This window comes from Chitinibacter tainanensis DSM 15459, assembly GCF_000429785.1.
In the GTDB taxonomy this organism is placed as follows: domain Bacteria; phylum Pseudomonadota; class Gammaproteobacteria; order Burkholderiales; family Chitinibacteraceae; genus Chitinibacter; species Chitinibacter tainanensis.
Genome location: NZ_AUCN01000021.1, coordinates 51451 through 70882 on the forward strand (window position 1 = coordinate 51451; position 19432 = coordinate 70882).

The following is a 19432-nucleotide window of genomic DNA, read 5'->3' on the forward strand; positions in this document are numbered from 1 at the left end:
AGGGCGGGGCGAAGTGCCTGCCAAATTCGCGTATTATTTAATTCTATTTTTTGCCGGAGTTGCCCCGCATGTTGCTGCGTCGTCTGTGTCTGTCTTTACTGTGCCTGAGCGCGTTCGCGCAGGCCAATTCGACACCACAATATTATCAGGCCGATCCGGCCAAGCTGGCGGCGCTCGAAGCGCAACGCTGCGCCAAGCTCGCGAAGGAAGATGAGCTGATTACCCGGCGTTTAACCGGTAAAGCCAATAACAAATCCTACGATATCCAGAAGATGCAGCAGCGCCAGCAGGTGGTGCGGGCCGATTTTGCGAAATATTGCCAAAAATAAGCGCTCAGTTTCGCCGGGTGTGAGCGCGCTCACTGCGGGTGATCGGCTGTTTTTACCCATTTTTGCCTAAAAAATAAGCAAAAAATCGCTGTTTTGCCTAGGCGAAAGGTCTTTTTTTCGCGCTCGTACATTTTTTTACCGAAAAAAAGCTCCCTGACAGCCCTGTCAAGGAGCTACCGTTTGTCGGTCTTGCAAGCGTAAATGCGCCGGCTTGGCAAGTCGTAAAATGCTTACATCATGTAAGTGAGGCTGACTTTTCGCGCAGTTTCCGTCAGCAAAGCCAGCAATCACCAGTTTGGCTAGCAATCTTCGCCCTTGCCGTTGTCATTCACGCTCACCGCCGCCCAAGCTGCAGGTCGCTGCGCTTTCCGTCTTGCTGTCCAGGCTGACAATAAATAATTACAAGAAATTTGCTTTTGCTTTCTTATTTATTTCTCTGATTTTGATTTTGTCTTGCTTTTTGCCGGTAGGAAAACTGGCTTTATTAGCCAATGGTAATGTTTGGCAGGGATTTTTGTTTGTATTTTCAAGGGCATGCAGGCAAAATCCGTCCGTTCGAATTTAGCGAAGGGAAGGCATGAAGCGGTTTTTGCTAGCACTGTCCACATTGTTACTGTTTGGTTGCGGGGAGATGGAACAAGCTCCGGCGCAGCGCGCATTGTCGTGGGCAGACTCGAAAGAACTCATCGTGCTGGTGCAAAACGGCCCGACGTCACTGTATGTGAACGCCGAGGGTAACTATGCCGGTCTGGAATACGACCTGATTTCCAAATTTGCCGAACGCAACGCGCTGAAAGTGCGTTTCCAGGTCAGCAGCAGCTACAGCGATATGCTGGCGCGCCTGCAGCGCCGTGAGGCGCATCTGGCCGTGGGTGGCCCACTGGATCAGGTTTCTGGCCTGATTTATGGCACGCCTTATCAGGACGTGGAAGCGCGGCTGGTGTTCAGCGGTAAAACCAGCGAAGAAACCGCACTGAAAGCGATCAAGGAAGGCTTGGCGACGCTCAGCACCTTGCCGCAGTATGTGCCGGCACTGGAAAAGCTGAAGCAAACGGCCCCAGCCCTGCATTGGGAAGTGGTGGGCGCGGGCGAGAGCGAAGCGCTGATCGAACAAGTGGCGCAAGGCAAGCTGGAATTCGCGCTCGTGGATTCGCATGCGGCCGAAGTCGCGCAAAACTACTACCCGAATATCATGACCTCCAGCCAGATTGCCAGCCGGCAACAGCTGGCGTGGGTGATGCCGGAGCAAGATACCGAGCTGCAGGCCAAGATTAGCGAGTTTTTCCAGACGCAATTGGCCGATGGCTCGCTGCGGCGTCTGCTGGATCGTTACTACGGGCACGTAAATCGCGTAGATCAGCTCGATGCGCTGGCCTATCTGGGGCGCATTCAAAACACGCTGCCCCGCTATAAAAAATGGTTTAAAGAAGCCGAAGCCACCACCGGGCTGGATTGGCGCCTGATCGCGGCGCTGTCGTACCAAGAGTCGCACTGGAACCCTGAAGCGGTCTCGCCCACCGGCGTACGCGGCATCATGATGCTGACCAATGAAACTGCGCAGCGCATGAATGTCGATCGCACCAATGCCTATCAGAGCATTATTGGCGGCGCCAAATATATTCAGCTCTTGAAAGACACCCTGGCTGATCGCGCGCCCGAGCCTGATCGCACGTGGCTGGCGCTGGCCGCCTACAACATCGGCATGGGCCATCTGATTGATGCGCGCACGCTGGCGGTGCGGATGAAGAAAGACCCCAACAGCTGGGCGGATGTGAAATCGGTACTGCCGCTGCTGCGCAAGCCCGAATACTTCAGCACGCTGAAATATGGCTACGCCCGCGGTGGCGAGCCGGTGATCTTTGTGGAAAGCCTGCAATCGTATTACGACATCCTCGCGCGCTTTGAAGCGCCGAGCAAAACCGTGCTGCCCGTGGTCTCGGAAACCGTGGTGGTGCTGAATCCAGAAAACCTGCCGCTGGAAATTAACAGTACACTCAAGCCCAATCGCCCCGAGCGCTTGGCGATGGCTGGGAATGACATGCAGAGTATTGTGCGCTAAGCCAATCAATATATAGTCTAGAGGGCGATACATCCTGGGTGTATCGCCCTTTGTTTTGGCAGGTGGCGGCGAGCACGCGCTTTTGCATTACAATAGCGCCTTTGGAATTTGCCGGATTAGTCGCCATGACCGTTCGTACCCGTTTCGCGCCATCTCCTACAGGCCTGCTGCATATTGGTGGTGTGCGTACCGCTTTGTTCTCGTGGGCGTATGCCAAAAAACACGGTGGCCAGTTTGTGCTGCGGATCGAAGACACGGATCTGGAGCGCTCCACCCCTGAATCAGTCGCCGCCATTCTCGATGGCATGCACTGGGTGGGCTTGGGCTACGACGAAGGCCCGTTCTACCAAATGCAGCGCATGGAGCGCTACAAAGAAGTCATCGCGCAATTGCTTGCCAATGGTACTGCCTATTACTGCTATTGCAGCAAGGAAGAGCTGGAAGCCCAGCGCGCCGCGGCGGAAGCGAAAGGCGAAAAGCCCCGCTACGATCGCACTTGGCGTCCCGAAGCGGGCAAAACGCTGCCCGCTATCCCTGCCGATATCAAACCCGTAGTGCGTTTCAAAACGCCCATCGGTGGCTCGGTGGTGTGGGAAGACCAAGTCAAAGGCCGCATCGAAATCAGCCACGACGAGCTGGATGATCTGATTATCGCTCGCCCGGATGGCACGCCCACCTACAACTTCTGTGTGGTGGTGGACGACGCCGATATGCGCATCAGCCATGTGATTCGTGGCGACGACCACGTCAACAACACCCCGCGCCAGATCGTGATCTATGAAGCGATGGGGGCCGCCGTGCCGGTGTTTGCCCATCTGCCAATGATTCATAACGATCAGGGCGTGAAGCTCTCAAAACGTCGGGATGCCGTGTCGGTGGTGGATTACGACAGCCAGGGTATCTTGCCCGAAGCGCTGCTCAATTATCTGGCCCGCCTGGGCTGGGGCCATGGCGATGACGAAGTATTCTCGATGGCGCAGTTTGTCGAGTGGTTTGATCTGCAAGACGTGAGCGGCAGCCCTAGCCGGATGGACCGCGACAAGCTGCTGTGGATCAATGCCCAATACATCAAGGCCGCCGATCCAGCCAAACTGGCCGCGCGCGTGGCCGGTTTCCTGGCCGACAAGGGCATTGCCACCGAGGGCGGCCCAGCGCTGGCCGAGGTATGCGCGCTGCTGAAAGATCGCAGCCAAACCTTGGTCGAGATGGCCGAGCAGGCAGTGTATTTCTATCAGGCCTTGACGCCCACCGCCGAGATCGTGGAAAAACATCTCGACCCCGAGTCGGAAGAGCGCCTGAAAGTATTTGCCGCTGAAGCTGCGCAATTGGCGAGCTGGGATGCGGCGACGCTGGGGGCGTTTATCAAAGACTTCGTCAAAGCCCAAGGCGTGAAAATGCCGCAAGTGGGTATGCCACTGCGCGCCAAAGTGTGCGGCATTACCAATACGCCATCGGTGGATGCTGTGCTGGCGCTGATTGGTCGCGACGAAGTGTTGCGCCGTCTGGCGGCCTAAGCGGCGGCTCACCTTGGTGTGAGCATTAGCAGAACTCAGGGCAGCAGGCGCCAAGCGCGGCTGCCCTTTTTTACGGGTAAGCACAGATGCGGACAGCTTTGCTGGTGATTGATTTTCAAACCGGGCTGATTGAATCAACTCCACCGGCCACCCGCGGGGCCGCGACGCTGGCGCAGATTAATGCCACCATCGCGCTGGCGCGACAGCGGCAGCTGCCGGTGATCTTTATCCAGCACCATGAAGCTGATTTGCCGCAGGGCTCACCTGAGTGGGCGCTGCATCCGGGGCTGGCGCGTTTACCTGCAGATTGGGTGATTGCCAAAACTTCGGCCGATAGTTTTCTGGACACCACCTTGCAGCCCACGCTGGCCGCTGAACAGATCGAGGTGTTGTGGATCACGGGGTATGCCTCGGATTTCTGCGTGGATACGACCGTTCGGCGCGCTGCCTCCCTGGGGTATCGGGTAACGGTGGTGAGTGATGCGCATACCAGCAAAGATCGCCCGCATGCCGGCGGAGCGCAACTGGTGGCGCACCTGAACTGGCTGTGGGCCAATCTGGCCGTGGCGGGTAATCCCATTCGGGTGATGCCGCTTGCCCATCTTCAAGCACAATCTGCTGCGGCCTAAGGCCCGGCGTAATGGCGGTTTGGCCGCCGGGAGTGAAGCATGTTTCAGATGATCAGTGCCACCTTGCAAGCGCAACTGGGCCAGCTGGTGATGGTGGGCCTGCCGGGTACGACGGTCGATGCCGCCAGCGCGGCGTTGATTCGTGAGCAGCGGGTGGGCGGGTTTATTTTGTTCCGCCGCAATATCGAATCACCCCGCCAGGTGGCGGCGCTATGCCGGCAGCTGCAGGAAATCAACGCCGAAGTGTCGACGATACCGCTCTTGATCGGTATCGATCAGGAAGGCGGTATGGTGATGCGGATTGAAGAAGGCATGACCCCGTTGCCTTCGCCCATGGCCTATGCTTCGGGCTATGCCTCGCATGCGGTGCGCGGCAGCAGCCCGGCCGATTGCGAGCAGCTGCATTACTACGCGGCCGATGAGCTGCGCCAGCTGGGGATCAATATTAATTTCGCCCCCAGCCTTGATATCAACAATAACCGCCAAAACCCGGTGATTGGTGTGCGCAGCTTTGGCGAAAATGCCGCCACGGTGAGCGTGTATGGCCTGGCGGCGTTGCGCGGTATTCAGCGCGCGGGGCTCGCGGCCACCGCCAAGCATTTCCCCGGCCATGGCGATACCGCCACCGATTCGCACTATGCCTTGCCGCTGGTGCCGCATGACCGCGCGCGGCTCGATAGCGTGGAGCTGGTGCCGTTTAAGTCGGCCATTGCGGCTGGAGTAGATGCGATTATGACGGCGCATGTGGTGTTTCCGGCGATTGAGCCCGACCCCAACACGCCGGCCACACTCTCGCGCGCGGTGCTCACCGGCCTGCTGCGCGAAGAGCTGGGCTTTGCGGGCCTGATCATTACCGATTGCCTCGAGATGGATGCGATTGGTCGCCGTCCCCTCAATCCGGCCTGGCCCGCGGGCGATGGCACGGTGCAGGGTGCGGTGCAGGCGATTGCCGCTGGGGCGGATATCGCGCTGGTGTCACACACGCTAGCGCGCCAGCAAGGCGCCGTGGCGGCCCTGACGCAGGCCGTGAAACAGGGGCTGATTGCCGTTGAGCAGGTCGAGGCCAGCGTGGCGCGAATCTTGGCCTTGAAAGCCAAAGCCGTGGTGCAAGACTGGGCCAGCTTGCCGCGCGAGCCGCAGGCCTTGCAGCCAAGCGCCGCTTTGCAGCTGGCCGCCGAGATTCAGGCTGCTGGCGTCGAGTTTTATGGCCCGCCGTTGCTGCCGGGTGAGCCAGTGGTGCTGGTTACCGTTGAGCTGAGCCAGCGCACCGAAATTGATGAGGTGGCGCTGGGCGCCTCGGTCAGCGCGCGCGGGACTTTATTACCCTATCTGCAGGCCGCCGGCTGGCCGGTGCATGAAATTGTGATTAGCCCACAGGTCACGGCCGAAGAGGCCGCCTATGTGCAGGCCGCGGCCGCTGCGGCGCCGCAACTGGTATTCCAAAGCTATAACGCCACCCGCTTTGCCCAGCAGGCGGCGCTGATTGCCAGCTTGCCGATGGAAAAACTCACGCTGATTGCCGGACGCAATCCCTATGATCTGGCGCTGGCACCCACGGCCCGCAGCCGTGGCGGGGCCTGCAGCAATCGCCCATCGGCATTGCAGCAACTCTTGCCACGCCTGATGGGTATATCCGTATAGGCTTTGGTGGATATTGCCTCTAGGGAGATACCTACCTAGGTATCGAGCGATTGCTGGCGATAGCGCTCGGGTGAAAGGCCGGTGTGCTGGCGAAACATGGCGATGAAGGCCGACGGATTGCCATAGCCCAGTTGCCACGCCATATCGGCGATGCTTACGCCCTGCTTGAGTAAGGACTGGGCGGTGAGCAGGCGCAGCCGTTGGCGCCATTGGCCAAAATTCATGCCCAGCTCGCGCTGAAACAGCCGCGCCAAGGTGCGCTCGCTGGTGTGCACTTGCGCAGCCCAGGCGCTCAGCGGTTGATTATCTCCGGGCTGCGCCTGCAGGGCGCGCAAAATCGGCGCTAGCTGGCGATGCTCGCTGTGGGGCAGATAGCAGCCTTGCTTGGGGGTGAGGCACAGCCGCCCGAGCAGCAGCTCGGCTTGCTGTTGATCGAGCGGGCTGCTCAGCGCTTGCACTTGGCGCTGATAAAAATCATCAAACAGCGCCCGAACCAGCGGCGTTTGGCTCAGCAAGCACGGCTTGGCCGGCAGCCGCGCGGCCCACTCCGGGCTGACATAGGCCGAGCTGTAGGCCAGCGCCTGACTGATATAGGCCGCATGCGGCACTTCGGCGGGCACCCACACCAGAAAATCCGCCGGCGCGACCAGCGTTTCCTGATCCAGCGTGATTTCCAGCAGACCCAGATTAATGCGATTGAGCTGCCCCCACGGGTGCCGGTGCAGCGCGTAGCCCGTGTGCGCTTCAACGGCTTCATGCCGCAGGTAGAGCGGCGCCGGGGTGGGTAGGGTGAGATCGAGCGGGGTATAGGGGCAATCCATCTTGGCGGTTTCAGCATATCGGTTTGGCGGTTTTTCATTATAAACATTCAAATGGTCATTGCTAGACTGGCCGGCATATTGAATCGAAAGGAGAATGCGCATGCCTCAATTTGCGTATCCGGTACTGGCCGTGTTGATCTGGGCGGGCAATACCGTGGTGTCTAAAGCGGCGGCGGGCATGATCGACCCCGCGGCGATTTCGCTCTATCGCTGGCTGCTGGCCGCGCTGGTGCTGACGCCGTTGTGCTGGCGGGTGGTGTGGCGCGCGCGGGCTGCGATCTGGGCGCATGCCGGCCAATACGCCACGCTGGCGCTGCTGGGCATGGTGCTGTATCAATCGCTGGCCTATTTTGCCGCCCATGCTACTTCGGCCACCAATATGGGGGTGATTTGTGCGCTGATGCCGCTGCTGGGTTTGCTGTTGAATGCGCTGCTTTTCGGCGTGCGCCCCGGTAAGTTGGCGGTGCTGGGCGTAGCGGTTTCGCTAGCCGGAGTCCTGTATCTGCTCGGACAGGGTCAGCCGGCGAGTTTGTGGCAGCATGGCGTAAACCGTGGTGATGGGCTGATGTTGCTGGGTACGGCGGCCTATGCGCTGTACGGGATTTTGCTGCGGCGCTGGCAACTGCCATTGGGGCACTGGTTTAACTTGTATGTGCAGATTCTATTTAGTCTGCTGGCCTTGCTGCCACTGGCGGCGACGGCCACAACGCTCAGCGTTTCGCCCGCTGCAGCTGGCTTGGTGTTATATGCGGGGCTGGCTTCGTCGATCCTGGCGGCCTACTGCTGGATGCAGGGCGTGGCACAATTGGGGAGCGAGCAGGCGGCGATTTACATGAACTTGCTGCCGCTGTTTACCGCGATTATGGCGATGTTTTGCTTGGGCGAGCGTCTCGCGAGCTATCACTGGCTGGGTGGGGCGGGGATTTTGTGCGGGGTGTTGCTGGTGCAATGGCCTAGCCTGCGCGGCCGGCCACTGCGCCTGAGTAAAGCCTGATGGGATAAGCCTTGAGAACCACTTTCCCGGTTGAAGACTTTACAGTTTGAAGCGGCTGATCATCTGGCCCAGCTGGCCAGCCAGATGATTGAGATCGCTAATCACTTGCCGCGCCGAGCCGATTGATTGATTGCCTTCTTCGGCCATATTGCTGATCCGCTCGGCGGCTTGGGCAATTTGCGTGGTGGCCATCGATTGCTCGCTGGTGGCTTCGGCGATGCCTTTAATGCCGGCAATCACTTCGCTCATTTGCCGCTGAATGTCTTCGATTTGCAGCGCCGCGGTTTCCGCTAGCTCCACACTATCGTTCACCGTGGTGGTGGTCAGATCCATATTGTGAGTGGCTTGCTGGGTTTGTGCGCGCATCGCGCTGATTTTCTGGCTGATCTCGACCGTGGCTTCGCTGGAGCGTTCAGCCAGCTTGCGCACTTCATCGGCCACGATGGCAAAGCCGCGGCCTTGCTCGCCAGCCCGCGCCGCTTCAATGGCGGCATTGAGCGCCAGCAGATTCGTTTGGTCGGCAATTTCCTTGATCACATCGATAATGCTGTTGATCTGCTGTGAATGATGCTCCAGCTCGTGCATCACGCTGGAGAGGGTAGAAACCCGGCTGGAAATCTGCCCCACCTGCTGCGCGGCCTGACGCACGCGCTGAGTGGCCTGACGGGAGACCTCGCCCGTGTGCTCAATTAGCCGCTCGGCATCTTGGGAATTATCCGCAATGTGATTGATGCTAACGGTGATTTCTTCAATCGTGGCGGCGGTAGAGCTCGCTACATCGCTTTGATCGCTCGCGCCCTGGCTCAAGATTTGCGCCATTTGATCGATGCGTTGCACACCGCTGGTGAGTTTGACGGTTTCATCACGCACGGTGCTGAACATCTGCCGCAATTGCCCCATAAAGGTGTTGACGTGGGTGGCAATCTGGCCGATTTCATCGCCTGATTGCACCGGTAGCTGAATCGTCAGATCGCCAGCCCCGGTTGTCAGCGAATGCATCATGTCGCGCAGGCGTACCAGCGGGCGGGCGATGGCATTGCCCAGCAGCAACGACACCACAATCGCCACCACCAGCATCACGATGCCGGTATAGGCCGCTTGCCAGATCGCGTCGCGAATGTGCTGATGAACCAGATTGGCATCCAGATCGACGCCCACTACGTAGTTTTCGCCCTTACTGTTTTTTACCGGCATCAGAATCGTGCGCAAAAAACCATATTGCGGGCTGGTGCTTTCTTCAAATTCGATTTTGCCGCTTTGTGCTGCGCGGATGGTGGCTGCATCGGTTTCTGGCACATCGCTAGGCTTCAGATAAAACTCGTGATTAGGGTCTTTAAGCTGTTCATCCGAGAGCGAGGCCGTGGTGTAGGTAACCTGACTGCCATTAACGATAAAGGTATACAGATAGCTCACCCCCAGCGCCTTGGTCACGGCGGTGACGTGTTCGGCTTCCTGCCGCTTGGCTTTGAGATCAACCTGTTCGCGCGGGGGCAGATTGTCGTGGTAATTGGGGCCGATGATTTGCACATAGGCGAGGGCCGCCATTTTGAGTTGGCCATCAATTTGCTCAAGCGCGGCGGTTCTGGCCTGTTGGATGGCTTGCGCCGTAAACACCCCGATCGTGAGCAGGGAGACCAGCAAAAAAGCCAGCTGGAGTTTGAGGCGCAAATGCAGTGAGCGAAAGATAGTCATGCCAAGATCCCGAAGCCGATAAACAGAAGCTGCTTAATCAGCTTAGTTGCCGACCTTACGTAGCTCAAGTTTCTTTCACGGGCTGAATCAGTAATGGAGCAGGGCGGTGTACCGCATAACCTTGGGCGTAATCCACGCCCAAATCGCGCAGGATTTCGAGCTGGTGCTGGTTTTCAACAAACTCGGCCACTATTTTCAGTCGCAGCGCTTTGGCCATTTGCACCACCGCGGTCACTAGCGCCAGATCGGAGGCATTGCGCTCCAGATTGCGGATCAGGCTGCCATCGATTTTCAGGTAATCCACGTCCAGCTCTTTGAGGTAGCTAAACGAAGAAAAGCCGCTGCCAAAATCGTCTAGCGCAAAGCGGCAGCCCAGCTGCTTGAGAGTGGAGACAAAATGCCGCGCCGCCTGAATATCAGTCATGGCGGCGGTTTCGGTAATTTCAAAACACCACTGCTGGGCCGGGGTGGGGCTGGCCTGAATCCAGTCGCGCAAGGTGTGTAAAAAAGCGTGATCCCCGAGCGAGGCGGCCGATAAATTAATGCCGTAGATCGTATGCGGTGGTAACGCCTGTTGCAAGATGGTGCGGGTGACCCAGCGATCGATCTTGCCGATCAGGCCAAAGCGTTCGGCTGCGGGCAGAAATTGCCCGGGGGGGACCGGCTCACCTTGCTCGTCGAGTGCGCGGATTAATATTTCTGCGTGGTCGGGCACGCTGTGTGGCGCCCCGGTGGATTTGAGGGCTTGCATATGCTGAATGAACAGTACAAAGCGGTCTTGTTGCAGCATCTGCGGTAGCTGCGCCGCCCAGCTCATTTGTGATTGCAGCTGATGGTGTTGTTGGTCGACCTCGGTGGCAAAAGCAATTTGCCCGGTGCCGCGTTCTTTGGCGATGGCGCAGGCGGTATCCGCGCGCATAATGTGTTCGCGCAGGCTTTGCTGGCCATCGGCAATGGCGATGCCGAGCGCGCCGCTCAGGCTAAACAAACGCCCTTGCCAGACAAAGGGGTAATTCTGAATTTCGCGCAGTAGCTGTTGCGCCAGCTCGCTCGCATGGCTGGCATCGGCATTGGGTAAAAAGATGCAAAATTCATCGCCGCCAAAACGTGCCATGCTGGCTTGTGCGGGAAGCAGGCGGCCAAAGCGCAGCGCCAGTAGGCTGAGTAATTCATCCCCTGCACTGTGGCCGCACAGATCATTTACCAATTTGAACTGATCCAAATCCAGATACAAAATTGCCCCACGGTGGGCGCTGGCCAGTTGCATTTCAAAGCCGCGCCGATTCAGGAGTTTGGTGAGGCTATCATGGGTAGCCTGATATTCCAGCTCGCGCCCCACGCGCAAGCTATTACGGGTGATAAACACCGCCACCAAGCTGCTGATGATGAGCAAAGTGCAGAGCGCGCCCGCGAGTTGCCATAGGCGGCGTACGCGGATTTCATCAAGCTGGCGCAGTAGGAGTTGCTCTTGCTGTTCGCTGTAATGAATCAGCGCGTCGATGGCATTCTGGTATTGATGGATAAAGGTGCGGCGAAATAGAAAGGCGCGGTTGGCTTCTTCGGCACTGCGAAAGCGGCCCGCCAGCACTTGCTCGGCCACGGTCAGAAAGCCATTTTTGTATTCGTCGAGCGCGCTACGCAGTTGCGCGAGGGCCAAAGGTTTTTGCTCGGGCAGGGTTTGCTCGAGCTGCCCTAGGCGCACATAAGCTTGGTTGAGCTCCTGATTCCATTGCCGCCATTTAAAGCTGGCGTGCTCAGGAATATCGACAGCCAGAAAAACATCTTTTTCAAAACGGCGCAGGTCGCCAAAGTCGGCGCGCAGGGTCTGCACACTGCTATAGGCGCGGTGCTGGCGCGATAGCTCTTGGGCCAGCTGCTGATAGCTGTGGTTGATTTCATTGCCCATCAGTAAACCGAACAGCAGCGTGAGCAAGACCAGGCCGGCAAATGCCAAGCCAATGCGTAGCCCCAGCCGCGTGGCGATCAGTTCGCTCATGATGGATTCCGGCAATCGTATGGCTTTAGCATAGTGAAGCGATGGCAACTCGGCCAGTCGCCCACCGCATAGCGAGCATTTACGCTGGCAATAAAAAACGCCACCTAGATACCCAGGTGGCGTATGTCGCTAGAGGCTAGCTAATTCAATTACTTCAGAGTAACACCCCAGTTGGCTTCCACACACTTGGTGTATTGGCCGTCGATCAGGGCATTGTATGGAGTCTGGTAGCTCACCAGCTGACACTTGTTGTCGCCGCCGACTTTCCAGTCTTTTTCCCAGTAGATGTTAAATGCGGCAGACGATGCGCCATCAAAGCGGCCCATGCCTGAACATTTCATCGACTCTTTCGTAATATCCCAACCCAGGTCACGGGCAAACTCGGTGTAGTAGTTCAGACGATTTTGCGCCGCCGCTTTGGTTGGCGAATCTTGGCATTCGGCATTGATAATCTGGATTGTCGTTGGGAAGTCGTTACCCAGTTGACGCGATTTATCAAAGTCGTTCGGTACCCAAGTGCCATCAATCACGTGCAGCATCGATGGTTTTGGTGGTTGTGGATACACGAAGAAGAATACGGCAGAAGCCAGGTTCAACCAGCTTTCAGCTACACGATCCGGATCTTTCAACAGTACGGATTGGTCGCCATCAAACATCGCTTGGCTGAATGGACCGTAGTTGTAGTTGTAAGACAACTGTTTCGCGCCACGGCCGAAGTATTTCTTGAAGCCGCCTTTCGCGTCGGTGCCGCAAGTCCAAACTTTGTTGAATACTGGGTCGGTACACTCAGTGTTGTAACCACAACCGGTGCCTTCTTCAGTACAACCCATTTCACGCACGTGCACCAGCGCTTGCAGCCATTCTGGGTTGCCGTATTGCTCTACGCTATGACCACCGGTTTCTTGGGCAAAGTGCGCAAATGATGCTGCCAGCGAGCGGCGGCAGATTTCATCGGCATTGCGGCCATCGGTGTAGTCGCCACAGAAGGCTGGGAATTTAGCGGTGGCTTGCAAGAAGCGGGTGTAAGTGTAGCTTGGGTGCGCTTTCGAGAAGTAGTAATCCCACTTCGCTTTGGGCAGGATGGCTTCCACGCGTTTCACATTGCTTGGGTTGCTCATCAGGCCAGGCGCTACCGCTTCCACCACCGAGTTTGGCAAGGTGCGAACAGAGGCTTTTACTTTGCGGAAGATATCGCTATTGGTCAGCGTAGCGGCATAAGCTTCTGCTTCCGCTTTAGTGGGCACGCCGCCCGTTGAGCCGCCACCACCTGGTACTGGGGTTGGCAAGCCGCTGGCATCACAGTTGCCCGCTGTGGCCCAAGTGGCATCTTTGCCTGGCTCAGCGCCGACATTGGCCCACCATTTGGCGGTGTAATTCACGCCGTTAAAGCTGACTTTGGCGCCACCAGCGTACGAGCTGCCTGAGTTCCAAGCGGCTTCACATTTTGGCAAGCCAGTGCCTGGATTCGGGGTGCCAGTTGGCGCAGCGGTTGGCGTTGGCGCGCTAGTTGGCGCCACCGTTGGAACTGCAGTCGGTTTTGGTGTCGCAGTCGGCGCTACTGTTGGCGCCGTAGTCGGTGCCGCGGTAGGTTTTGGCGTCGCTGTTGGTGCAGTCGTTGGTGCCACGGTCGGTTTAACCGTTGGGGCCGCCGTCGGTACTGCGGTTGGCGCCGTGGTCGGTGCTGGGGTCGCGCCACCGCTGGCTACTTTTTCCCATGGGCCCCATTGGCTGGCGCCCGGGATTTCACCGGTAGTCCACCACTTAGCTTTGTAAGATTGACCCTGATACGTCACGATCGAGCCGCCGGTATACACCGCGCTTGAGCTCCATTCAGCGGCCCAAACGCTGGCGCTGAGGAACATCGCGGCCAACAGCGCCGTTAGTTGTACTTTCTTATGCATAAAGTCCCACTCCATTTGAAGGTAATGGCCAGTTTCCGCGGGCGGAAGAGGTTGCAAATCCTTCATTGTTCGCAACCTGGCGCTTTATGTAGAGCGACTGTCGGGCATGCTTGGCCGGGCGGTGCTCAGGGTAAATTCAGTCGAACTGGTATCGCTGAATTTTCGCCATCGTACCATTTGTAGCTAGCGAGTCAATGACTACATGTTGGGGAAAACACGTAGTAGCTGAAAAAAGGTTGACAACATCACAGGATGCTTTCTGCATAATTTTTAAATCTGACGCCAAGCTTTTTTGGTGCGGATTGGTGTTTAAAACGTTAACAAAATCTAATGTGATTTAGCCGCCTAATGGGGCGAAAAACGGGCAAATAAACCGGCGGTGCGGCAGGTGAGTCGGTATAATGCGCAGCTTGTCGTGCCGTGTGTAAGGGCTTGTAGTCAATGAAGAATTGGTTCAAAACAGGGCTGGCGCTAGTCAGTGCCTGCATGCTGTTCAGTAGTACGGTCTGGGCTGAAGACGAGCCCTTGCCCTTTGATAGCCCGGAAGCGGCCACCGCCATCACGAAGCGCGCGACCGTTAATCCGAATCAGGCGAGTAATAGCCCTAGTCAGCGTGCGGAAAAAGCCACACCGGCCAAGAAAGGCAAATCCGCCAAGGCCAGTCAGCGTGGCGAGCGTCGCACTGCCAAAGCACGCGGTAAAGGCCGGGTGGAGAGCAAGGCCGTGCGTGCTAAGCAACCTAGTGCCGGTAAAAAGGTGCGCAGCAAGCAAGTGCAAACCAAGCAGCTGCGCAGCCAAAAAACCGCCCAGAGTCGTGAGTTGAAACGGTCTAAATCGTCTAGCCGCAAAGCGCCACAAGCGGGTAAGGCCGGCAAAGCGAAAACCGCTGCCAAAGGCAAAACCCAGCGCCGCTAAATCATTACGCTGGTGCATCAGCAAAGCTGCAAATAAAAAAGGAGCCACTGGCTCCTTTTTTGTTGTTGGGTATGTTGCTGCAGGCTATTTATAATCAGGCTTGCAGCGATATACGTTGCTTGCGCTTAGCGGCTAATCCGGCCTAGTTCTTCAAAATAGGTTGGGAAGGTTTTAGCGGTACATTTCGGATCATTAATCCGCACCGGCACGCCACCCAGAGCCACCAGCGAGAAACACATCGCCATGCGGTGATCGTCGTAGGTGTCGATTTCGGCATTGGGCGTGAGTTGCTCTGGTGGAATGACTGAAATCCAATCCTGACCTTCTTCCACCGTTGCACCGACTTTGCGCAATTCGGTTGCCATGGCTGAGAGGCGATCGGTTTCTTTCACGCGCCAGCTTTCGATATTGCGAATGGTGGTTTTACCGTTGGCAAACAGCGCGGCAATCGCAATCGTCATTGCCGCATCGGGGATGTGGTTCAGGTCGACGTCGATGGCTTTGAGTTGGCCGTCCGCTGGGGGCGCTGCTTCAATCCAGTTTGGCCCCCAAGTGATTTGCGCGCCCATTTGCGCCAGCGTTTCGGCAAAGCGTTTATCGCCTTGGATCGACTCGCTACCTACGCCGGTGACGCGCACCGCATCGCCGCCACCGATCGCACCGGCGGCCAGGAAATACGACGCGCTCGAGGCATCGCCTTCAACAAAAATTTCGCCTGGAGATTGATAGACCTGCCCGGCAGGAATACGGAACTCATTCCAGCTCTTTTTCTCCACTTGCAGGCCAAATTTGGCCATCAGGTTCAGCGTGATTTCGATATAGGGTTTGGAGATCAGCTCACCAACCACTTCAATCGTCATGTCGCGGTTGGAGAGTGGCAAGGCCATCAACAGACCAGTCAGAAACTGGCTCGATACATTACCTTTCACCTGTACCTTGTCGGCCGCCACCACGCCGGGCTTGATCTGTAGCGGCGGGAAACCTTCATTGCCCAGATAATCAATCTGGCTACCGGCTTGGCGCAGCGCATCGACCAAATCGCCAATCGGGCGCTCATGCATCCGCGGCACGCCGTGCAGGTGATAGCTGCCGTTGGATAATGCCAGGGCAGCGGTCAATGGGCGAAACGCCGTGCCGGCGTTACCGAGGAACAGGTCGGCGTCTTTATTTGGGAAATTGCCCGCGCAACCGTGCACGATAAAGTCGCGGCTGTCGCCGATTTGCTCGACCTTGACGCCCAATGTCGCCAAGGCTTCGAGCATGCGTTGGGTATCATCCGAAGCCAGCAGGCCACGCACGGTGGTTTGTCCGCTGCACAGCGCCGCCAGCAGCAAAGTGCGGTTAGAAATGCTTTTGGAGCCGGGCAGGGCTACCGTGCCGGCTACTTTGGCAATCGGAGAGAGAACGAGAAATTCCATCGGTCAGTCCTTGGTGAGTTCTTTCAGCGCCTTCATTACGCGATCGGGCGTCAGTTTATTCAGGCAATCCATATGCCCCAGCGGGCACACACGTTCAAAACAGGGGCTACATTCCAGATCCAGCGTGACCACTTTGGCGCGAATGGCCAGTGGCGGGGTAAAGCCGGGCGAGCTCGAACCATACACGGCCACCAGAGGGCGCTGGAGCGCAGCGGCCACGTGCATCAAGCCAGAGTCATTACACACGGCGACGCGGGCCAACGACAGCAGATCAATCGCTTCGGCGAGGCTGGTTTTACCGGCCAGATTCACCACTTGCGGGCAGCGCGCGCTGATTTCGGCGCAGATTTCCTGATCTTTCACCGAGCCAAACAGCCACACCTGATAGCCATCGGCCAGCAGTTGCTGGGCCAGCGCGGCGGCATGCTCAGCGGGCCAGCGCTTGGCCGGGCCGTATTCGGCGCCCGGGCAAATGGCCACCATCGGCGGCTCGCTACTGAGACCAAGCTTGCTCAGCGCCGCATCACGCTCAGCCGCGTTAATCGTGAGTACCGGATAGGGCATCGGCTCGGTGCGCGGGGCGGTTTTTTCATCGCCCAGCGCATAAAAGCGTTGCACCATCTGCGGCAGCTGCAGTGGGTCTAGCTCGCGAATATCATTGAGCAGGCCATAGCGCATTTCTCCCACCCAGCCGGTGCGCTGGGCAATTCCGGCCAGCAGCGGCACCAGGGCTGATTTGAGCGAATTGGGCAGCACAATGGCTTGATCATAGCCGCGCGCTTTGAGCTGGCGCGCCAGCTGCCAGCGCGTGCGCAATTTCAGCTCGCCGTGCCCAAAAGGGGCGTCGATGGTGCTGCTGATTTCGCGCATACGGGCGTGCAGGGGGCGCGTCCAGGCCGGCGCCAGGACATCAATCTCGGCCTCGGGATGGCGCTGCTTGAGGCGGGCATACAGCGGCTGAGCCATGATGGCGTCGCCCACCCAGGCGGGCGCCACAATAAGAATGCGTTTCACAACAAACCCCGGCAAAAACAAAAAAAGCGGCGGCCACTGGCGCACCGCTTGCTCGCGAGCGGGAAATCCCGCGGCCGATTAATGGCCTTTGATGACTTCGCCTTCTTTCAGCTTGTAGTGCGTGCCGCAGTAAGGGCATTGCGCTTTGCCGGTTTTGGCGATGTCGAGGAAGACGCGTGGGTGCGAATTCCATTTGTTCATATTCGGCATCGGACAGTGCAGGGGCACGTCGTGAGCAGTTACTTCGATTTCTTTTTGAGTATTGTCGATCAGACTCATAATGATCTCCAGTCGGCGAGTGGGGTATTGCTTGCTAGGCTAATCATTATCAGCCCTGGCGGTGTATACCCATGCAGTCAGTAGTAGGCTCAGCACTTTATTCACTTGGCTTCACCGTGGCTGCACGCGCTGGTGCTGCCGGTGGTGAAGCCTCGCTGGCAAAGCGCTACGGCGCTTACTTCGTTCAGTCTTGCTAGCTTAAACCAGGGTTAGCCAGTCTTCGTGTTTTGGATCCAGGCCTTTTACGCAATCGAAATAGCGTTTTTGCAAAAGTTCGGTGATCGGGCCGCGCACGCCGGCGCCAATTGCGCGGTTATCCAGCTCGCGAATCGGGGTTACTTCGGCAGCGGTGCCGGTGAAGAACGCTTCGTCAGCCGTGTAGATTTCATCACGGGTGATGCGTTTTTCGATGATCTGCAGGCCTTCTTCGCGGGCCAGCGTCAGCACGGTATTGCGGGTAATGCCATCCAAGCATGAGGCCACATCCGGCGTGTAGATCACGCCTTTTTTCACGATAAACAGGTTTTCACCCGCGCCTTCCGAGGCGTAGCCATCGGTATCGAGCACCAGCGCTTCATCGTAGCCATCGGCGGCGGCTTCTTGGTGAGCCAAGATCGAGTTGATGTAGTAGCCGCACGCTTTGGCGCGCACCATGGAAACATTCACATGGTGACGGGTGAAGCTAGAGGTTTTTACGCGAATGCCTTTGGTCAGGCCATCATCGCCCAAATAAGCGCCCCACGGCCACGCGGCTACCACGGTGTGAATGCTGTTATTGCTGGCGGCAATGCCCAGCTTTTCGCTGCCGATAAAGGCCAGCGGGCGCAGATAGCATGACTTGAGCTGGTTTTCGCGCACCACGGTTTTTTGCGCTTCGTTGAGCTCTTCGGCGGTGTACGGGATTTTCATTTGGAAAATCTTGGCCGAATTGAGCAGACGCTCGGTGTGATCTTGTAGGCGGAAGATCGCGGTGCCTTTGGGCGTTTCGTACGCGCGCACGCCTTCAAACACGCCCATGCCGTAATGCAGGGTGTGGGTGAGGACGTGGGTGGTTGCGCCACGCCAGTCCACCAGTTTGCCGTCGTACCAAATGACGCCGTCGCGATCTGCTAAAGACATGCTGATCTCCTGCCAAGAATCTTGTATTCGGGAAAGCGGCGATTGTAACCGAAATTCGCCGCGTTCTGTTGTACTTAGTGTCGTTACTACCTTGTCGAGGAGACTGCCTCGCATGGCTTATTCTGGTGGGCTTTCGAGTAGCTTGGCCAGCGCCGGGGGTAGAATTTTGCGCGGGCTGTAAATGGCGTGGTAGGTAATGCGCATGGACGGGATTTTGCCGATTTTGGCCAAGCCATCGTCAGGTATGTCGTGCAGATCGAGTGTAGGAAAGGGCTGTAGCCCCATACCCGCCTTAGCGGCAACGCGCATCAATTCGCTATCTGAAAATTCCCCCACAATCTCGGGCGCGAGGCCCATTTCAGAGAGCCAAACATCCAGCTGCAAACGCAGCGCGGTATTGCGCGCAGGCAGCAGTAGCGGTGCGTGCTGCAGGCAAGCGGGGAAGGTGTCGCTTAGCTCAGCCAACCGTGCGGGCGTACCTTGCCAAGCCACTTGTGCGCTGCCTAGCACCCGGCTGGCTAGCTTTAAGGCACCCAAATCGGACAGCGGCCGGTCGGCTAGCACCAGGTCTAGCTGGTGCAAAGTCAGTTTGGCCACCAGCTCATTCAGATCACCATCGACCAGAAAATTGAGCTTGACCCCACTACTCAGCAAAGGTCGTAATAGCTGAAGCACATTGGCCTTCGGGATCATATCGACCACGCCAATATTGAGTCGCGGGCGCAGCTGATTGCCCGGACGCATGGCTTGTTGTAATTCATTGCCCAGCATGAAAATCTGATCGGCGTAATGCAGCATGGTGCGGCCCGCTTCGGTGAGCTGCAAATTGCGCCCGACTTGGCTAAACAAGCTCTGGCCGATGTCTTGCTCCAGCAAGCTGACTTGGCCGCTGATGGTCTGAGCCGTAATCCCGAGCTTGCGCGCGGCCGCACTAATGCCGCCCTCTTTGGCCACCACCCAGAAATACTGCAGATGTTTATAGTTGAGCCCCAGCATGGCGATCTTTCGGAAAAAACTGAAGATTTCTAAGCGTAAGGCTGATGTTGGAAACTGTAAAGTCCAGTTTATGCTACAGCCTATCTCAGTGTTGCAACGAGCCGGCAGTGATTGA

16 protein-coding genes are annotated in these 19432 nt (G+C 57.5%); 7 read left to right on the top strand and 9 right to left on the bottom strand.

The annotated features are described in order from the left end of the window. Positions 1–68 precede the first annotated feature (68 nt). The 5 genes from G482_RS0109385 (at position 69) to nagZ (ending at position 6172) form a co-directional block, all read left to right on the top strand. A complete protein-coding gene (locus G482_RS0109385; RefSeq protein ID WP_028449824.1) occupies positions 69–329 on the top strand; it encodes a hypothetical protein in 261 nt (86 codons plus the stop codon). A 577-nt stretch (positions 330–906) separates the two neighbouring features. Beyond that, complete coding sequence (mltF, locus tag G482_RS18015; protein WP_051258888.1) at positions 907–2388, top strand: membrane-bound lytic murein transglycosylase MltF; 1482 nt, start codon at positions 907–909, stop codon at positions 2386–2388. Positions 2389–2513: 125 nt separating this feature from the next. Beyond that, positions 2514–3902: a glutamate--tRNA ligase gene (gltX, locus tag G482_RS0109400; protein WP_028449825.1), complete on the top strand. Its 1389-nt coding sequence runs from the start codon at positions 2514–2516 to the stop codon at positions 3900–3902. An 86-nt stretch (positions 3903–3988) separates the two neighbouring features. Beyond that, positions 3989–4531 carry an isochorismatase family protein gene (locus tag G482_RS0109405; protein ID WP_028449826.1) on the top strand — a complete coding sequence of 181 codons (543 nt, stop codon included), beginning with the start codon at positions 3989–3991 and terminating at the stop codon, positions 4529–4531. 39 nt (positions 4532–4570) lie between these two features. Then, a complete protein-coding gene (nagZ, locus tag G482_RS0109410) occupies positions 4571–6172 on the top strand; it encodes a beta-N-acetylhexosaminidase (RefSeq protein WP_028449827.1) in 1602 nt (533 codons plus the stop codon). 35 nt (positions 6173–6207) lie between these two features. Here nagZ and G482_RS0109415 read toward each other — a convergent pair whose 3' ends face one another. After that, positions 6208–7095, bottom strand: a complete 888-nt coding sequence (locus G482_RS0109415) for an AraC family transcriptional regulator (RefSeq protein WP_245575272.1) — start codon at positions 7093–7095, stop codon at positions 6208–6210. On the opposite strand from G482_RS0109415, the gene G482_RS0109420 reads away from it, so the two are divergent. Then, on the top strand, positions 7094–7987 hold the full coding sequence (locus tag G482_RS0109420; RefSeq protein ID WP_028449829.1) for a DMT family transporter: 894 nt from the start codon (positions 7094–7096) through the stop codon (positions 7985–7987). The genes G482_RS0109415 and G482_RS0109420 overlap by 2 nt on opposite strands. 39 nt (positions 7988–8026) lie before the next feature. Here G482_RS0109420 and G482_RS19590 read toward each other — a convergent pair whose 3' ends face one another. The 3 genes from G482_RS19590 to G482_RS18030 form a co-directional block, all read right to left on the bottom strand. Beyond that, positions 8027–9679, bottom strand: coding sequence for a methyl-accepting chemotaxis protein (locus G482_RS19590; RefSeq protein WP_051258889.1), 1653 nt, complete (start codon positions 9677–9679; stop codon positions 8027–8029). A 64-nt stretch (positions 9680–9743) separates the two neighbouring features. Then, positions 9744–11675, bottom strand: a complete 1932-nt coding sequence (locus G482_RS18025; RefSeq protein WP_051258890.1) for a putative bifunctional diguanylate cyclase/phosphodiesterase — start codon at positions 11673–11675, stop codon at positions 9744–9746. A gap of 149 nt (positions 11676–11824) precedes the next feature. Next, positions 11825–13576, bottom strand: coding sequence for a glycoside hydrolase family 19 protein (locus tag G482_RS18030; protein ID WP_245575273.1), 1752 nt, complete (start codon positions 13574–13576; stop codon positions 11825–11827). A gap of 441 nt (positions 13577–14017) precedes the next feature. On the opposite strand from G482_RS18030, the gene G482_RS0109440 reads away from it, so the two are divergent. Beyond that, positions 14018–14491 carry a hypothetical protein gene (locus G482_RS0109440; RefSeq protein WP_028449831.1) on the top strand — a complete coding sequence of 158 codons (474 nt, stop codon included), beginning with the start codon at positions 14018–14020 and terminating at the stop codon, positions 14489–14491. Between the two features lie 125 nt (positions 14492–14616). Here G482_RS0109440 and aroA read toward each other — a convergent pair whose 3' ends face one another. The 5 genes from aroA to G482_RS0109465 all read right to left on the bottom strand — a co-directional run bounded on the left by aroA (position 14617) and on the right by G482_RS0109465 (position 19317). Next, on the bottom strand, positions 14617–15909 hold the full coding sequence (gene aroA / locus G482_RS0109445; RefSeq protein WP_028449832.1) for a 3-phosphoshikimate 1-carboxyvinyltransferase: 1293 nt from the start codon (positions 15907–15909) through the stop codon (positions 14617–14619). A gap of 3 nt (positions 15910–15912) precedes the next feature. Continuing rightward, a complete protein-coding gene (gene waaF, locus G482_RS0109450; protein WP_028449833.1) occupies positions 15913–16923 on the bottom strand; it encodes a lipopolysaccharide heptosyltransferase II in 1011 nt (336 codons plus the stop codon). 78 nt (positions 16924–17001) lie between these two features. Further along, on the bottom strand, positions 17002–17202 hold the full coding sequence (locus G482_RS0109455; protein WP_028449834.1) for a zinc-finger domain-containing protein: 201 nt from the start codon (positions 17200–17202) through the stop codon (positions 17002–17004). Between the two features lie 198 nt (positions 17203–17400). Continuing rightward, positions 17401–18321 (bottom strand): branched-chain amino acid transaminase, encoded by a 921-nt coding sequence (locus G482_RS0109460; protein ID WP_028449835.1) that lies wholly within the window; start codon positions 18319–18321, stop codon positions 17401–17403. 117 nt (positions 18322–18438) lie between these two features. Further along, complete coding sequence (locus tag G482_RS0109465; RefSeq protein ID WP_028449836.1) at positions 18439–19317, bottom strand: LysR family transcriptional regulator; 879 nt, start codon at positions 19315–19317, stop codon at positions 18439–18441. Positions 19318–19432 lie beyond the last annotated feature (115 nt).

Excerpts from the sequence above, each read along its gene's own strand:
- G482_RS18030 (WP_245575273.1), bottom strand. The coding sequence starts at position 13,576 with ATGCATAAGAAAGTACAACTAACGGCGCTGTTGGCCGCGATGTTCCTC.
- G482_RS0109440 (WP_028449831.1), top strand. The coding sequence starts at position 14,018 with ATGAAGAATTGGTTCAAAACAGGGCTGGCGCTAGTCAGTGCCTGCATG.
- G482_RS0109460 (WP_028449835.1), bottom strand. The coding sequence starts at position 18,321 with ATGTCTTTAGCAGATCGCGACGGCGTCATTTGGTACGACGGCAAACTG.
- gltX (WP_028449825.1), top strand. The coding sequence starts at position 2,514 with ATGACCGTTCGTACCCGTTTCGCGCCATCTCCTACAGGCCTGCTGCAT.
- G482_RS0109385 (WP_028449824.1), top strand. The coding sequence starts at position 69 with ATGTTGCTGCGTCGTCTGTGTCTGTCTTTACTGTGCCTGAGCGCGTTC.
- G482_RS0109465 (WP_028449836.1), bottom strand. The coding sequence starts at position 19,317 with ATGCTGGGGCTCAACTATAAACATCTGCAGTATTTCTGGGTGGTGGCC.
- mltF (WP_051258888.1), top strand. The coding sequence starts at position 907 with ATGAAGCGGTTTTTGCTAGCACTGTCCACATTGTTACTGTTTGGTTGC.
- G482_RS18025 (WP_051258890.1), bottom strand. The coding sequence starts at position 11,675 with ATGAGCGAACTGATCGCCACGCGGCTGGGGCTACGCATTGGCTTGGCA.
- G482_RS0109405 (WP_028449826.1), top strand. The coding sequence starts at position 3,989 with ATGCGGACAGCTTTGCTGGTGATTGATTTTCAAACCGGGCTGATTGAA.
- G482_RS0109455 (WP_028449834.1), bottom strand. The coding sequence starts at position 17,202 with ATGAGTCTGATCGACAATACTCAAAAAGAAATCGAAGTAACTGCTCAC.
- aroA (WP_028449832.1), bottom strand. The coding sequence starts at position 15,909 with ATGGAATTTCTCGTTCTCTCTCCGATTGCCAAAGTAGCCGGCACGGTA.
- G482_RS0109420 (WP_028449829.1), top strand. The coding sequence starts at position 7,094 with ATGCCTCAATTTGCGTATCCGGTACTGGCCGTGTTGATCTGGGCGGGC.
- G482_RS0109415 (WP_245575272.1), bottom strand. The coding sequence starts at position 7,095 with ATGCGCATTCTCCTTTCGATTCAATATGCCGGCCAGTCTAGCAATGAC.
- nagZ (WP_028449827.1), top strand. The coding sequence starts at position 4,571 with ATGTTTCAGATGATCAGTGCCACCTTGCAAGCGCAACTGGGCCAGCTG.
- G482_RS19590 (WP_051258889.1), bottom strand. The coding sequence starts at position 9,679 with ATGACTATCTTTCGCTCACTGCATTTGCGCCTCAAACTCCAGCTGGCT.